Origin of the sequence: Roseobacter litoralis Och 149, from assembly GCF_000154785.2 — a bacterium.
In the GTDB taxonomy this organism is placed as follows: Bacteria; Pseudomonadota; Alphaproteobacteria; order Rhodobacterales; family Rhodobacteraceae; genus Roseobacter; species Roseobacter litoralis.
In genome coordinates this window covers 1,575,440-1,590,970 of the sequence record NC_015730.1, presented here as the reverse complement: position 1 = coordinate 1,590,970, position 15,531 = coordinate 1,575,440, and the positions used below count along the sequence as shown (strand labels likewise).

The following is a 15,531-nucleotide window of genomic DNA, read 5'->3' as shown; positions in this document are numbered from 1 at the left end:
TCGATTGCGTCTTTGAAATTTGGGTCAGGCACAACCGCCCCCGCCCGCTGGGTATGAAACCTCTGTAAATGCCTTGCCCGTTCAATCCCCGAGCCCGCGTCGCACTGTGACCGGTGCCGGCTCGGAGGCTTTCCATCCCCCCAAGCCCTGCCCCCACATCAGCAGCGGTTGCAGCGTTGCGGCCTGCACCTGTTCATTCTTCAGAACCGTTTGGCCGTAGAGCAGAAAGGCGCAGAAAATCACCGGTGCCGTCACGGCGCGAATGATGCGTTCTCGCGTGAAAATTGGCGGCGCGGGCGGTTTGGGCATGTTCGCCGCTTCGACCGCTTTTGATGTCACGCGCGCATAGGGCGTTGGCTTTTCCGCCTCGGGGGCTGGCAGGTGCACCACATGGGCCGCGTCCTGCGCATCTGGCAATTCGCAACACGCCAAACCCGCCTCACTGTCCGCAGGGTCCGCCGGCATCGCATCCTCACCCAGATCGCGCAGGGTGTCGGGTTCGCCCGCTTCGGAAGCCGGCGCCGGGGCGGGGCCTTGTGCGGTGCGCCGCTCAACCGCGCCCTGTGCCCGCCGCTCGATCTGGACCGATGCCACGAGGTTCATGATCGTCTCATCAATCGACTTGTCCTGATCCGCCTGCGCGCGCGCACGCTCGACCCGCTTTCTGCGATCTATCTTCAGGGCCCAGTCTTCGGCTGATTGCAGCCGTTCAGCGGGAATGATGCGCATGGCTTGGTCTATGGACGCCAAAAATGCATCTTCATAAGCCGGAAAGCGCCCGAACAACGGCTGATAGGGATCGGGCTGATTGTTCGCCAGCGCCGCCAGCCGCGCCTGACTGTTGGGCGGCGCCTCGCCCGAGATCAGGTGCGACAAGGTTGCAGCCAGCGCATAAAGATCGCTGCTTGGCGACTGCTGGCTGCCTGCAACATAAAACTCCTGCGGCGAGTATCCATCCTTAACGACCAGCACCGCGGATAGAATGCGGCTTTTGCGGCTGGCTTCTTCGCGCGCGGCACCAAAATCGATCAGCACAGGGTGACCCCGTTGATCGAGCAGAATATTGTCAGGCGATATGTCCCGGTGTAACAGGTCCTGACTGTGCACGTGACCAATTGCATCCAGCAGTTTCAGCGTGATGCCATGGATTTCATCCGCTGAGAGTTTTGGCGTGCCGCTGTCAATGATGTCCAGCAGGTCTTTGCCCTTGATCAGATCCAGCGCCATATAGGCCGTCTCATTGTCCTCGAACACCTGATGCACACCGACAACGCCGGGGTGATCAAGGCGCGACATCGCATGCGCTTCGCGAATGAACAGCTTAACCGTGGCGCGGAATTCTTCTGCATAGCTTTGTGTCCGCGCCCGGACCGTTTTGTTCACGCGGCTGCAAAAGGCTTCGGGAAAGCACTCCTTGATGACGACGGTGCGGTTCAGGCTGTCGCGCGCCGTGTAGGTGATGCCAAAGCCGCCGCTGCTCAGATACTGCAATATCTCATATTGACCGCTCAGCAAGGTACTGCCAGGGGTCAGCGCGCCGCTGTTTGCGGGCTCAATCTGATGTGCATCGTCATCGCTCACGGCTCATCCACTCACTTCAAAAGCACTGTTCTGCAGTGTTCGCAAATGCAACGCACCGGCGAACGCAGGACAAGTCTTGAAGCAAGTGAACCGAAACCCTGTGTTCAAATCATGGCAAACAGGCGGAGCGGCCGTGTATTTCGCGTCAGCTTTTAAAGTAATTTTACGGAAGGATAAGAGAAACCTAACTCTACGGGTCAGACAACAACAGAGGCTTGCGTGACAAGCCCCTGTTGTGACGCAAGATCAAGACCCCGAAGGGTTCACAACGCGATACGCGTGGCTTTGCCCCGGCTTTCGGCTTCGCGTGCCGCAACGGATGCCACGGCAAGATCTTGCAAACCGACGCCTGTGCCGTCAAACAACGTAATCTCCTGATCACTGCTGCGCCCGGCGTGTGTGCCATTGATCACCGCCCCGATTGGCGTGATATCACTCTCTGACAGATGGCCCGATGCAACCGCGTGCTGCGCCTCACCGATGGTGATGGACTGCGCGATTTCGTCGGCAAATACGGTTGCGGATGCGAGCAGCTCCGGATCAACCTCCTGCTTGCCCTTGGTGTCTGTGCCCATACAGGCGATATGCGTTCCCGGCTTGATCCAGTCTTTCATCAAGAGCGGCTCAAAGGCCGAAGTGATGGTGATGATAACATCCGCCTGCGCGCCCAACTCTTCCTGAGTGACGGCCTCAAATTCCAGCCCAAGTTCCTCGGCGACAGCGCCGAGGCGCGGTAGCATATCGGGATGCGGGTTCCATGCGACGACTTTCTCGAAACTGCGTTGCTCTGCGGCGGCACGCAACTGAAACGTGGATTGGTGCCCTGCCCCGACCATACCCAGAACTTTAGCGTCTTTGCGCGCCAGATGCGCGATGGACACCGACGATGATGCCGCCGTTCGTACAGCCGTCAGATAGTTGCCCCCGACCAGCGCCTCAAGCATCCCAGTGTCCGGGTCAAACAGGAAAATCGTGGACTGGTGGTTGGTCAGACCCTTGTCCATGTTGCCCGGCCAGTATCCGCCGGATTTCACACCCAGCGTTTTGCCCGCCTTGTCGAACCCGGATTTGAATCCATAAAGTGCATCGGCATATCCGATCGCTTCGCGGATGACCGGGAAGTTATAGGCGTCTCCCTTCGCCATGGCCCCGAAAACGGCCTCGACGGCGGTGAAGGCATCGGCACTGCTGACGACCTCGGCACACATATCTTCGCCTACGATCAAAAGTCCTTTGGACATCGGGTATTCCTGTCTTTGTCTTTATTGTAAATCACGCCCGGGAGTGCCGGGCGTGCTGTTATTGCTGATGCCGGGTGCGGCTCAGTAGGCCTTGCCACGCGCCGATACCGGCCAAAGCGTTTCGACCTTGCCGCCGCGCACACCCACATACCAGTCGTGCACGTTGCAGGTCGGATCACAGTGGCCCGGGACCAGTTTCAGCTTATCGTTGACCTTGAGCACCCCATCGGGGTCGGCAACAACGCCATGCTCATCCGAGCATTTGACGTATTCAACGTCGGTGCGGCCATAGATCGTCGGCAGGCCGCTATCTACAGATTGCGCCTTGAGGCCCGCATCCACGATGGCCTTGTCAGCCTTGGCGTGGCTCATCACAGAGGTCAGGATAAACAACGCGTTTTCCCACTCGCCCTGATCGATGCGCTTGCCGTCTTTGTCGAGGATACGACCGTAATCCGCATCCATGAACGCATAGGACCCGCACTGCAGTTCGTTGAACACGCCCGAAGCGCTTTCGAAATAATATGACCCTGTGCCGCCGCCCCCGACGATGTCACATTCCAGACCAGCCGCCTTGAGCAGATCAACGCTTTCGCGCACCTGATCGATGGCAACCTGTGTCTTGCCCTTGCGGTCCTCATAGGAATCCATGTGCTGCATCGCGCCCTGATAGGCTTGGATACCTGCAAACTTCAGACCTTCTGCCGCGTCAATCGCAAGTGCGAGATCAACGACTGGCTGGCCGTATTGCACACCGCAACGGCCCGCGCCCACGTCAATCTCGACAAGGCATTCGATTTCCGTGCCGTGGCGCATGGCGGCCTCTGACAGGTCGGATACATTGTCGATGTCATCTACACAGCAAATCGCACGGGCGCCCAGTTTTGGCAGGCGCGCAAGGCGGTCGATCTTTTCGGGCTGGCGCACTTGATTGGAGACCAGCACGTCCTTGATGCCACCGCGGGCGAAAACTTCAGCCTCGGAGACCTTCTGACAGCACACACCGACAGACCCGCCAAGCTCTTCCTGCAGGAGCGCCACATCGACGGATTTGTGCATCTTGCCGTGGACCCGGTGCCGCATGCCATGACTTTTGGCAAAGTCGCCCATCTTTTTGATGTTCCGCTCCAGCGCGTCGAGGTCCAGCACGAGGCAGGGCGTCTGAATGTCGGCCTCATCCATGCCTATCGCTGCTGGAATGTCATAGCCGACCTCAAAGTCTTCAAAGTTTACTTGTTTGTTCATGTCAGTCTCTCCTCAGCCCAAGGTCCAGGGCAGTTTATCCAAATCCACATTGCCGCCTGTGATGACCACGCCCACACGCTTGCCCCGAAATACCTCAGGGTTGCGCAGGATCGTGGCCATGGGAACCGCACAGCTCGGTTCAATCACGATCTTCATCCGTTCCCACGTCAGCTTCATCGCGTCGATGATCTCTTGCTCGGAGGCGGTCAGCACGTCCGTGACAAAGCTGGATACAAAATGCCAAGTGTTCTCTTTGAGCGGCACTTTCAACCCGTCGGCAACGGTTACCGGCGCATCATCGGCAATTATATGCCCTGCCCGGAACGAACGTGCCGCATCATCAGCCTGATCGGGCTCGGCTGCATAAATTTCGATCTTGGGCGCAAGATTTGACAGGGTCAGACAAGTGCCCGAAATCATACCACCGCCCCCGATTGGGGCGATAACCGCATCCATGTTCTCAACCTGCGACAACATCTCAAGCGAACAGGTCGCCTGCCCTGCGATCACACGCGGGTCATTGTAGGGATGCACGAATTCTGCACCCGTGGCCGCTTGCACTTCGGCGAAAACCGCCTCACGGCTGGTAGTGGAAGGCTCGCATTCCGTGATGATCCCGCCGTATCCGCGCACGGCTGCTTTTTTTGCTTCTGGTGCCGTGCGTGGCATTACCACATGACAGGGAATGCCGCGCCGCCCTGCCGCATAGGACAAAGACAAGGCGTGGTTGCCCGACGAATGCGTCGCCACACCCTTTTCAGCCATCTCATCGCTCAGGCCAAAAACTGCATTGGAGGCACCGCGCACCTTGAAGGCACCGGCCTTTTGGAAGTTCTCGCATTTGAAAAACAGCTCCGCCCCCGTCAGCGCATTGAAATACGACGACGTCAGGATGGGTGTTTCGTGAATATAGGGTTTGATCCGATCATGTGCGGCGCGCACATCATCAATTGTCAAATCAGAACCGATCATGGAATCCAACATCTCGCCCTCCTTACGCTGCCGACTTGATAGCAGCACCGGTCTTTGAGCGAAAATGCTCTTGCGCTGCCGCAACACCGCTGCCGAGCTCAATTGGGTAATCAAGGTCAGCCATCGCCATTTCGATCGTCGCCAAGCCAGACAGGACCATCACATCCGTCAGGCTGCCAAGGTGACCAATGCGGAACGCCTTGCCATTCATTTCACCAAGACCTACGCCAAAGGACACGCCGTATTGATTGAACGCCTGATCCGTCAAAGCGTTGCTGTCAAATCCCGATGGCACATAGATTGCGCTGACAGTGTCGGAATAGAGATCCGGCGTCTGGGCAACCAGTTCAAGACCCCAGGCACCAACGGCACGCCGCACGCCCTCGGCAAGTCGGGTATGGCGTGCATAGACGTTGTCCAACCCTTCCTCGAGCAACATCTTGAGGCTTTCGCGCATCCCGTAGATCAGTTGCAACGGCGGCGTATACGGAAAACCACCCGACGCATTGGCCCCCATCATGTCTTTGAAGTCAAAGAACGTACGCGGCAGAGTGGCCGCTTCCATCGCAGCAAGTGCTTTGTCGCTTACGCCCAGAATGGCCATGCCCGTCGCCAGCATGAAGCCTTTCTGCGAACCCGACACAGCGATATCGACACCCCATGAGTCCATTTCAAAAGGCATGGAGGCGAGCGAACTTACACAATCCACAAACAAAAGCGCAGGGTGCGCGGCGGCATCCATCGCGCCACGTACCGCAGCCACATCGGACTTAACCCCGGTTGCGGTTTCGTTGTGCGTCACCAATACGGCCTTGATGCTATGTGACTTGTCCGCGCTCAACGCCGCTTCAAACTTGTCGGCAGGCGCGCCGGTGCCCCACGGACATTCGATCAGCTGAACATCCAGACCGTGCCGTTCACACATGTCGATCCAGCGGTGGCTGAACATACCGTAGCGGGCCACGAGTACCTTGTCGCCGGGGCTCAGCGTATTGCACAACGCCGCCTCCCAGCCGCCGGTTCCGCTGGCGGGGAAAGTGATGACCCGGCCCGATGTTGTGCCGAACACTTTCTTGGTATCCTCCAGAACAGGCGCGAAGGTCTCCACGAAGTCAGGAGCGCGGTGGTCGCGCGTCTGGACATGCATTGCGGCCCGCAAGCGGTCTGGTATATTTGTTGGCCCCGGAATAAACACTGGATTTTGGTCTGACATGGCTAAGTCCTCCTGATCTAGGGAGTCTTTTACACGACAAACCCTCCTTTTTCAATTTTCTCGAAATTGTTTTTCATTATGAACTGTAATTACTTATTTCACTGATATTGTTATATTTTATTCTTTTCAATTTTCACCTTAAACGTAAATTGAAAAATATTTTTATTTCACGTACTATATATTAACGAATAACCGAGGTCCCACAGATGAATACCCAGAAAAGACAGCGCGGGCGCCCCAAATCGCAGTTCAAGGAGAGCTCAGCGGGAACGATGCAGTCGTTGGATCGTGCCTTGGGCGTTCTCGTGGCGGTTGCGAAATCAGAACAGTCGACCCTGACCGATCTGTCACTTTCCCTCGGGGTGCCAACGGCAACCACGCACCGCATTTTGACAACTTTGCAAAAGCATCGATTTGTCATCTTCAACGAAGAACACCAAAGTTGGAGCATCGGGATCGAAGCCTATCGCACAGGTGCGTCTTTCATGAACCGGACCAGCCTGACCGAAGTGAGCCGCCCGATCATGCGCTTCCTGATGGAGAAAACAGGTGAGACGGCCAATCTTGCAATCCCCGATGGGGCCGAAGTCGTGTTCGTTGAACAAATCGAAACGCCCCACCCAATCCGCGCGTTTTTCGCACGCGGCGCGCGCACGTCTATGCACGCCTCTGGCATCGGCAAGGCCATTCTGTCGACGATGAGCGAGGATCATGTCAGGCGGCTGCTGATGTCATCAGGATTACAGGCTTTTACCGATAATACACTCACATCCCCGGCAACGCTTTTTGCAGACCTCGCCGAGACCAAAACGCGCGGCTATTCCTATGACCGCGAAGAGCGTTACCTCGGCATGTCCTGCATCGGCAGTGCTGTTTTTGACGAACGCGGCGAAGCCTGTGGCGGCGTATCCATTTCAGGGCCAAGCACACGGTTTGACAGTATGCGCGTTCCTGAACTGGGTGCCATCGTCGCAGAAGCGGCTGGTCAGATTTCGCAGTTGATCGGGGGACGCAGGCGCGAACCTCACGCAGACGATATTGCGCCAAACCCGACGGCAGATCCCGCGGGCTGATCGGTGCTCGCGGTGAAAATTCTGCGCCTTTGCACGTCTCAACCTCTTGTTTGCAAATAACGAATACCTAAATTGTATACAAACAAGCCTGTCACCAAAAAAACAAATGTAAGTCAGGGCGCAACATGGGAACCAAGCAAGCCAACCGGATTGCAGATGCTTTGGAGGAAATGGTTTTCACAGGCCAGTTCCAAGAAGGCGAGCGTCTGGACGAGATGCGTCTGGCGAAGAAGTTTGGCGTATCCCGCACCCCTGTGCGCGAGGCATTGCAGCGCCTTGTCGCGACGGACCTTGCAGAACAATTGCCCAGACGCGGCGTGTTTGTGCGCCAACCCAATTCGATCACGCTGATAGAGATGTTCGAGACCATGGCCGAGGTCGAAGGCGTCTGCGGTCGCCTTGCCGCGCAGCGCATGACAGCCGAAGGGCTTGCCACGCTTGAGACCCTCAATGGCTTATGTCTTGATGCAATCGAACAGGACGACACAGACGGCTATTCGCGCCACAACGAGAGCTTTCATCATTTGATTTACCGCTCTGCCGGAAATGCCTTTTTGGAAGGCGAAGCCCTGCGTCTGTATCGCCGTCTGAAGCCGTTCAGGCGCGTGCAATTCCAGATGCGCGGGCGCATGCAGGAATCTGTCAAGGAGCACGAAGCCCTGGTAGAAGCCTTCGCTGGTGGCCATGCGGAACGCGCCTGCGACATTCTGCGATCACATGTCGGAACCCAGGGCGAGCGGTTTTTTCACCAGATGGCGCAGCTGCGTCGCAACCCGGACATCCGGATCGCGAGCTAAAGCGTTTCGGGTTAGTCCTGAATAACTTGTTCGCGGCCTCTCCATGTGGTCGAACGCGAAACGTGATATGCAATACCTCAAGTTAAACTCGAAATGCTATAGATCACGCATCTTCAGTCCAGACGGACGGAGTCGCCTGTTGTCTGGGCCTGCGAAGAAAACCCCAATTCCGGCAAAACGTAGCTGGCCGTGAACGCGATCACGCCCATCGTCGCAAAGGCGAGGAAAATCTCTCTCATGACGACCTCCCCGCTTGCGCTTCCTTGGCTTTGACTTCTTCGACCCACAGGCTGTGGTGCTCACGTGCCCATTGCTCTTCTACTTCGCCGGACCCCATGGCGTCATAGGCACCTTCCATGCCGACCGACCCGATGTAGATATGTGCAATCACAATCGCAAAGAGGATGAAGCTGATGATAGAATGCCAGAGCTGCGCGTATTGCATTTCTGTATGCGGCGCGAGGTTTGTGTTCAATTCGCCCAACCCGATCAACTGAGGGATGCCAAAGTCATTCAGCTTGGCAAAAGTCGCGGCAAACATTGGCAACTCGAACGGGAACAACAAAGACAAACCGGAGGCTGAGATAGAGCCACCCAAGACGATCACTGACCAGAAAATGAACTTCTGGCCGGCGTTGAACTTTTTGGCCGGCGGATGCCCACCACCAAATATACCGCCACCCTTGCGCAGCCAGTAGATGTCTGAGCGGTGCGGCAGATTGTGCACGACCCAGAGGAAAAAGATCATCACGATGGCCAGCATAAAGGCCCATGACACGTTATTATGGATCCATTTCGCGCCGATCGCGATGGTCGAAAACGCCTCTGGCCCCAAGGCCGGGATGAGAAATTTGCGCCCCAAAAGCGATATCACTCCTGTAAGACCCAGGAGAATGAACGACCCGGCCAGAAGCCAATGGGCAAAACGCTCAATCGACTTGAAGCGCAGGATCGTTCTGCCCGTTTTTTCCCCGTCAATGCGGATGCGCCCACGGATCAGGTAGAACAACACCAGCGACGCCATGGTGACCAGTATCAGGCCAAAGCCGTAGGTCGACAGCGGCCCCTCACGAAACTGCAACCACCACATGCCGGTGTCCTGAATGAGAACCGTCGCTGCGGGGTGTTGCACCTGCGTGGTGATATCGGCGCTGTCAAAGCGCAACGCGCGCCACAGGTCAGGATCAGACGCGCCGCCAAGCGTGCCGAGCTGGTCCGTCGTCGGTTTTGCCGCAGCGGGGTTCCCGGTCAGACCGCTGCGGAATTCATTCCCGACTTTCTGGCCTTCCTGACGCTTCATGATGTCTTCGAGCGTTGTTGCCCCCCCGGTCGCAGAGCGGTCGGTTTCAGCAACAGGCGCTTCCTGTGCGAACGCAGGCAGGCAAAGGGAAAAAGTGATCAGCAAAGCGTAGATCAAACGCAGCATGTGTTTATCCTATCCAAGATAGCGAGGGGCGGCCCTCAAAAGAACCGCCCCCTGTAAGTTAGTGCGACAAAGGGGCCTATCAGCCGCCTTTTTGGTCGTATGCTGTTCCCCAGCCCCATGCGCCGGAGCCAAAGCCACGCGCCACGACACGCTCGCGGTAGATGCCCGCGACCACATCGCCGTCACCGGCCAGAAGCGCTTTGGTGGCGCACATCTCGGCGCAGATCGGCAGTTTGCCTTCCGCGATCCGGTTGCGGCCATACTTCTGGAATTCGGCGGTGGAGTGGTTTTCTTCGGGGCCACCGGCGCAGAAGGTACATTTGTCCATCTTGCCACGGGATCCGAAGTTGCCCGCCTGCGGGAACTGAGGTGCGCCGAAGGGGCATGCGTAAAAGCAGTACCCGCAACCGATGCAGAGGTCCTTTGAGTGCAGGACCACGCCCTCTTCGTTCTGGTAGAAACAATCCACCGGACAGACGGCCATGCAGGGCGCGTCCGAACAGTGCATGCAGGCAACGGAGATCGACCGTTCACCCGGCTTGCCGTCATTCAGGGTGACGACCTTCCGGCGGTTGATGCCCCACGGCACTTCGTGCTCGTTCTTACAGGCGGTAACGCAGGCGTTGCATTCAATGCAGCGTTCAGCGTCGACGAGAAATTTTGCTCTAGCGGCCATTGTTCATGTCCTCCTTATGCTGCCCAGATTTTGCAAAGAGTGGCTTTCGTCTCTTGCATCTGGGTTACGCTGTCATAGCCATAGGTCTGTGCTGTGTTGGTGGATTCACCCAATACATAGGGGTCGGCACCTTCGGGGTATTTGTCCCGCAGATCCACACCTTCCATATGTCCGCCAAAGTGGAATGGCATGAAGGCCACGCCGGATTCGACCCGTTCGGTGATCAGGGCCTTCACTTTGACCTTGCCCCCTTCGGGCCCCTCGACCCAAACGTCTGAGCCATCACGAATGCCAAGGTTGTTGGCATCACGCGTGTTGACCTCAACGAACATGTCCTGCTGAAGCTCAGCCAGCCATGGGTTGGAACGTGTCTCATCCCCGCCCCCTTCATATTCGACCAATCGACCGGAGGTCAGCACCATTGGATACTCCTTGGAGAAATCCTGATCCTGAATGGACTTGTACATGGTCGGCAGGCGCCAGAACTTTTTATCCTCATAGGTCGGATAATCAGCCACCAGATCGCGACGGTTGGTATAAAGCGCTTCGCGGTGGATTGGCACCGGATCGGGGAAGGTCCAGACGACCGCGCGGGCCTTGGCATTCCCGAAGGGCGCACAGCCATGCTTGATCGCAACCCGCTGGATGCCGCCCGAAAGGTCGGTTTTCCAGTTGGTTTTAGGCCCTGCCACGGCGTCGATGGCCGCACGTTCGTCTGCCGTGAGATCACCGTCCCAGCCAAGATCCATCAACATCTGCATGGTGAATTCGGGATATCCGTCCTGAATTTCCGCACCGGGGTTGGACACCCCTTCTGCCAGCAGGTTGTCACCGTCCCGCTCCACGCCAAAGCGCGCACGGAAGGCAAGACCGCCTTCGGCCACCGGAATGGACATATCATAGAGGTTCGCCGTTCCGGGGTGGTTCATCTCGGGCGTGCCCCAGCAAGGCCATGGCATGCCGTAGAAATCGCCATCTGCCGGTCCACCAACCGCACGCAGTGTTGTGCGGTCAAAGGTATGCTGGTTCGCCATGTGCAGTTTCAGGCGCTCCGGGCTTTGGCCGGTATAGCCGATGGTCCACATGCCGCTGTTGAACTCGCGGGTGATGTCTTCGATGATCGGTTCATTGCCTTCAAAACCGATGTTGCGGAAGATGCGGTCCTTGAACCCGAACTTTTCCGAGAACATCGCGATGATCTCGTGATCCGTCTTGGATTCAAACAGCGGTTCCATGATCTTCTCGCGCCACTGCAAGGACCGGTTGGACGCCGTGACAGAGCCGCGCGTTTCAAACTGCGTGGCCGCAGGCAGCAGATAGACGCCATCCTGACGGTCCTGCAAAACCGCAGACACGGTCGGGAATGGATCGACCACGACCAGCATGTCGAGCTTCTCCATCGCCGTCTTCATCTCTTTCATGCGGGTCTGGGAGTTTGGCGCATGGCCCCACAGAACCATGGCGCGGGTGTTGTCCGGCTGATCCATGTTCTCAGCATCTTCAAGCACGCCATCAATCCAGCGTGACACCGGGATACCGGTCTGGTTCATCATCTTCTTGCCGTCAAACTCGGCGTCCGAAAAACGACCCTTGAGCCAGTCCAGATCCTCATCCCAGACCCGTGCCCAATGCGCCCAGGACCCATCGGACAGACCATAGTAGCCCGGCAGTGTATTCGCCAGAACACCGAGGTCCGTGGCACCCTGAACGTTGTCGTGGCCGCGGAAGATGTTCGTACCGCCACCCGCTGTGCCCATGTTGCCAAGCGCAAGCTGCAGGATGCAATACGCACGCGTATTGTTATTCCCATTAGTGTGCTGCGTACCACCCATGCACCAGATCACGGTGCCGGGACGGTTGTTCGCGAGCGTCCGCGCAACGCGCTTGAGCTGGCTGCCGGGGGCACCGGTGACGCGCTCAACCTCTTCAGGGTTCCACTTGGCGACTTCTTTCTTGATCTCATCCATGCCCCAAACGCGGGTGCGGATGAATTCTTTGTCTTCCCAACCGTTTTCAAAGATGTGGTACAGGATACCCCAGACCAGAGCCACGTCAGATCCCGGACGGAAACGGACATATTCATCCGCATGGGCCGCCGTGCGCGTAAAGCGCGGATCGCACACGATCAACGGCGCGTTGTTCTGCTCTTTGGCTTTCAGCATGTGCAACAGCGACACAGGGTGCGCTTCGGCAGGATTGCCACCAATAAGGAACATAGCCCGCGAATTATGCATGTCGTTGTAGCTGTTGGTCATGGCGCCGTAGCCCCATGTGTTCGCCACACCTGCAACGGTCGTCGAGTGACAAATCCGCGCCTGGTGGTCGACGTTATTCGTGCCCCAATAGGCGGCAAATTTGCGGAACAGATAGGCCTGTTCGTTGTTGTGCTTGGCGGAGCCCAGCCAGTAGACAGAATCCGGTCCGCTTTCCTCGCGGATTTTCATCATGCCGTCGCCGATCTCGTTGATCGCCTGCTCCCAAGAGATTTTGACCCACTCGCCATTCTCTTTCTTCATCGGGTACTTCAGGCGACGCTCACCGTGGGCGTGCTCGCGTACCGCGGCCCCTTTGGCGCAATGCGCACCAAGGTTGAAAGGGCTGTCCCAGCCGGGCTCCTGCCCTGTCCAGACACCATTGGCGACTTCGGCGATGACCGTGCATCCGACGGAGCAGTGCGTGCATACCGATTTCTTCAGCTCAACAGCGCCTGTGACACTTGCTGCGGCGGAGGCCTGAGTGACAGATCCGCCCGTTGCGGATATGGCAGCCAGACCACCGATGGCGAGGCCTGAGCCGCGCAGAAACGCACGACGGTCTACAGATGATGAGGTTCCTTCAGCGAGGATGCTTGTGCGTCCCGCCCGCTGTCTGACCGAATTGGTCTTTTTCCTGAGCATTTTTCTCTCCCTTGCTGCCCCAAATAGGTGGCTGGGTTACTAGGTTTGTCGTGCATCCCGATGTGCGTGAAACTCACGCCGCACCGGAAAGCGCGATTTCAAAAGCGCGTGCTGTCGAGGTAAGCGCGCGTGTGTGCGGTGTCCTGAATTCTGTTCAGGTCAAGATCGGGCTCGGCGGCCTCGGCGGATGTTGCGCCGACCGCAGCCGCAGCAACTGCTGCCGGTGCTGCTGTCCCAGCCAGTTTCAGAAAATCGCGACGACTTGCCTCGCCTTCCGTTTTCTTAGCCATGTTTCACTTCCTTTCGTTTGTCTCGGGCAGCGTCCTGCCCAGTGGTGCAGGTTATCCTGCCGTCATGCGAAATGCTTCGCGTTCAATACTCATGAATTCACGCCCGACCGCGCCGACAGATGCGTAGAAAACCGACGACTTCGCGGCCTCCAGATCGGTAAAGAAATGCGTCGCCCAAGGGCCCAGATGGTTGTTATAAAACGTCTTTTGCTGATCCAAAGAGACCTTTGAACCAAAACGGCCGACGATCAAGCCACCCATGGTTTCCATCAAGGATGCGATACTATCCTCGGGCTCAAAGACATTGTCTGCGCGCGTCACCTGCAAAGACGCCATATCCTGACGCAACCGCGCCAGCGGCTTTTCATTCAGGAACCCGGTCAGATAGTAACTTGCGTAGGGCAGCAATTCGCCGCGCCCCAAACCGATGAACAGCGCATTGAATTCACGCTCAACACTCTTTGGCTTGCTTGCCTTTGCCACACGAGACAGCCCCGCAATCGCCTCGCCCAGCGGGCTTTCATCGCCACTCAATGCGGCCGTTTGTTCCAGCAGCATCTCATCCGCGGGACGTGCGAGCAGCAGACCGAGGAAGTTGTACAAATCCGCACGCAGGCGATCTTCGGCATCGACTTCAATGGGTTGGGCGGAAGCGGTCATGCGCTCGCCTCCTCAAACTGAAACCGCATGCGTCTTGGCGTGGGTGCCGCAGCTTCCGGTTCTGTAGGTTGCTCTTCTTGCACGCTTGATACTGGCGTGGCTTCTTCGCTGTCCACGATTGTCACGTCTGGTTCGCGCGCCTCGGCAATCAGTTCTTCTTCTTCTATTTCTGTTTCTTCTTCGGCAGAGTCCTTGGCGAGCTTGGCATCTGCCTGACGTTGCATTTCCTCGATATGCTTCGTCATGCCCTTGCCCACCTGATAGGCCGTCTTGATCGGTTCGTTCAAAAGCATCGCAGCACGGTAGTCGTCGTCGTATTCGTTCAGACCATCGACACAGGCCAGCACGGGGTTGCTGCGCCAAAGGGTGCGCAGCGCCTGACGGCGCAGATGTTCGGGCACATCACGGGCCATGAAAGCTGAAAAGTCATCGCCTTTTTGCATCCCGGCGGGATCGGGCAAGCCCATTTCCTCCAGAACCTCGGCGTCATCTCTCTCCGCCAAAGCTTCATCATGGGTTAGAACTTCGGCTTCCTCAACAGCGCGCAGTTCCGCATCTGCCTCGGCCTGAACGGCGGCGCGGCGGCGCGCCCAGAACGTTGTCTTGCCGCTCATTCTGCGGCCTCACGGGGTTGCGTGACGGGCGCTCGGTATACATCCGTTGCCTGCGCAATCCGTCGATCACCGATACCATCGTCTTTGCGATCCACCCGCTGCTTGTTGCGCCGCCGTTTCACAAAGGGCTCTTCGACATGGTATTTCTCAACGAAATCCTGAACCCACGCATGGACCGCTGGTGGCATCGCCACCTTCTCGACAATCTCCTCGCCCGAATCGCAGTAGTCCTGCGCCTCGTAGGGCGAAACGGTGACATGCATCACGTCCAACTGCCCGTCACCGGACGCCTTCGACGGGCGCAGCACAATGTAAATTGACGGCGTCTCTGTTCCGAACTCATGCGCGTAGGCCTCCGTGTCGGACACGTAAAGCCAAAGCTCCTTGGTTGCGGCATGATACTCGGTCACGTCCCCATCAGAGCGCAAACGCTTCCAATCGGCGTCTGCCGCACCCGGCAAGACCGCGATGGCCTTCCAAGACCACTTTACCCAGCGGGTCACGCCGGGCGCTTTTCTCATGACAACTCCCAGTCGCATTGACTGAGCGTTCGGATAGTTTACAAACAAAAGGGTACCTCGCACTGTTCCCTTGCCCTTACACCTTATCAAATCACGCCGCTGTTCCTAGGAAAATTTTGCATACGCGGGTACACAGAGGGTGATTTACCAAAGTCGGCCGTTTTTTGTTTTCAGCCAACAAATTGAAAACATTACGGTTTATAAATATTGCATTGAATCAAGTATTTTTGACGTACCCTGATTTTGCACAGCACCCCTCTTAAGTTCGTCAAAACACTTGGAATTCCGGTTTGCGCGCGGGGGTAATCCTGAGTAATCATGCCGC

The 15,531-nt window shown here is 57.3% G+C and carries 15 protein-coding genes; 2 read left to right on the top strand and 13 right to left on the bottom strand.

Annotated features, from left to right (window positions below):
* Positions 1–81 precede the first annotated feature (81 nt).
* The 5 genes from RLO149_RS22865 to bhcA form a co-directional block, all read right to left on the bottom strand.
* On the bottom strand, positions 82–1,581 hold the full coding sequence (locus tag RLO149_RS22865; protein WP_013961477.1) for a serine/threonine-protein kinase: 1,500 nt from the start codon (positions 1,579–1,581) through the stop codon (positions 82–84).
* 263 nt (positions 1,582–1,844) lie between these two features.
* A complete protein-coding gene (bhcD, locus tag RLO149_RS07490) occupies positions 1,845–2,822 on the bottom strand; it encodes an iminosuccinate reductase BhcD (RefSeq protein WP_013961476.1) in 978 nt (325 codons plus the stop codon).
* A gap of 81 nt (positions 2,823–2,903) precedes the next feature.
* Complete coding sequence (bhcC, locus tag RLO149_RS07485; protein ID WP_013961475.1) at positions 2,904–4,067, bottom strand: 3-hydroxy-D-aspartate aldolase BhcC; 1,164 nt, start codon at positions 4,065–4,067, stop codon at positions 2,904–2,906.
* A gap of 12 nt (positions 4,068–4,079) precedes the next feature.
* A complete protein-coding gene (bhcB, locus tag RLO149_RS07480; RefSeq protein WP_013961474.1) occupies positions 4,080–5,051 on the bottom strand; it encodes a beta-hydroxyaspartate dehydratase BhcB in 972 nt (323 codons plus the stop codon).
* A 10-nt stretch (positions 5,052–5,061) separates the two neighbouring features.
* Positions 5,062–6,252, bottom strand: a complete 1,191-nt coding sequence (gene bhcA, locus RLO149_RS07475) for an L-aspartate--glyoxylate aminotransferase BhcA (protein WP_013961473.1) — start codon at positions 6,250–6,252, stop codon at positions 5,062–5,064.
* Positions 6,253–6,458: 206 nt separating this feature from the next.
* Between bhcA and RLO149_RS07470 the strand changes: the two genes are divergently transcribed.
* Together RLO149_RS07470 and RLO149_RS07465 are read left to right on the top strand one after the other, a co-directional pair.
* Positions 6,459–7,325, top strand: coding sequence for an IclR family transcriptional regulator (locus tag RLO149_RS07470; RefSeq protein ID WP_013961472.1), 867 nt, complete (start codon positions 6,459–6,461; stop codon positions 7,323–7,325).
* A gap of 125 nt (positions 7,326–7,450) precedes the next feature.
* Positions 7,451–8,122, top strand: coding sequence for a GntR family transcriptional regulator (locus RLO149_RS07465; protein ID WP_013961471.1), 672 nt, complete (start codon positions 7,451–7,453; stop codon positions 8,120–8,122).
* 113 nt (positions 8,123–8,235) lie between these two features.
* Here the strand turns inward: RLO149_RS07465 and RLO149_RS24350 are convergent, their stop codons facing one another.
* From RLO149_RS24350 to RLO149_RS07430, 8 genes are all read right to left on the bottom strand, one after another.
* A complete protein-coding gene (locus RLO149_RS24350; RefSeq protein ID WP_281015722.1) occupies positions 8,236–8,361 on the bottom strand; it encodes a hypothetical protein in 126 nt (41 codons plus the stop codon).
* Positions 8,358–9,548, bottom strand: a complete 1,191-nt coding sequence (locus RLO149_RS07460; protein WP_013961470.1) for a formate dehydrogenase subunit gamma — start codon at positions 9,546–9,548, stop codon at positions 8,358–8,360. The genes RLO149_RS24350 and RLO149_RS07460 overlap by 4 nt, the downstream gene beginning before the upstream one ends.
* A gap of 79 nt (positions 9,549–9,627) precedes the next feature.
* A complete protein-coding gene (gene fdh3B, locus RLO149_RS07455; RefSeq protein WP_011569036.1) occupies positions 9,628–10,224 on the bottom strand; it encodes a formate dehydrogenase FDH3 subunit beta in 597 nt (198 codons plus the stop codon).
* A gap of 14 nt (positions 10,225–10,238) precedes the next feature.
* Positions 10,239–13,121, bottom strand: a complete 2,883-nt coding sequence (locus RLO149_RS07450; RefSeq protein WP_013961469.1) for a formate dehydrogenase subunit alpha — start codon at positions 13,119–13,121, stop codon at positions 10,239–10,241.
* A gap of 98 nt (positions 13,122–13,219) precedes the next feature.
* Positions 13,220–13,411, bottom strand: coding sequence for a hypothetical protein (locus tag RLO149_RS07445; protein ID WP_011569038.1), 192 nt, complete (start codon positions 13,409–13,411; stop codon positions 13,220–13,222).
* A gap of 51 nt (positions 13,412–13,462) precedes the next feature.
* Entirely contained in the window at positions 13,463–14,071 is a 609-nt protein-coding gene (locus RLO149_RS07440; RefSeq protein WP_013961468.1) for a TorD/DmsD family molecular chaperone, read from the bottom strand.
* Complete coding sequence (locus RLO149_RS07435) at positions 14,068–14,685, bottom strand: DUF3306 domain-containing protein (RefSeq protein WP_013961467.1); 618 nt, start codon at positions 14,683–14,685, stop codon at positions 14,068–14,070. Before RLO149_RS07435 ends, RLO149_RS07440 begins: the two co-directional genes overlap by 4 nt.
* Positions 14,682–15,206 (bottom strand): DUF3305 domain-containing protein, encoded by a 525-nt coding sequence (locus tag RLO149_RS07430; protein WP_013961466.1) that lies wholly within the window; start codon positions 15,204–15,206, stop codon positions 14,682–14,684. Before RLO149_RS07430 ends, RLO149_RS07435 begins: the two co-directional genes overlap by 4 nt.
* Between the last annotated feature and the right edge of the window lie 325 nt (positions 15,207–15,531).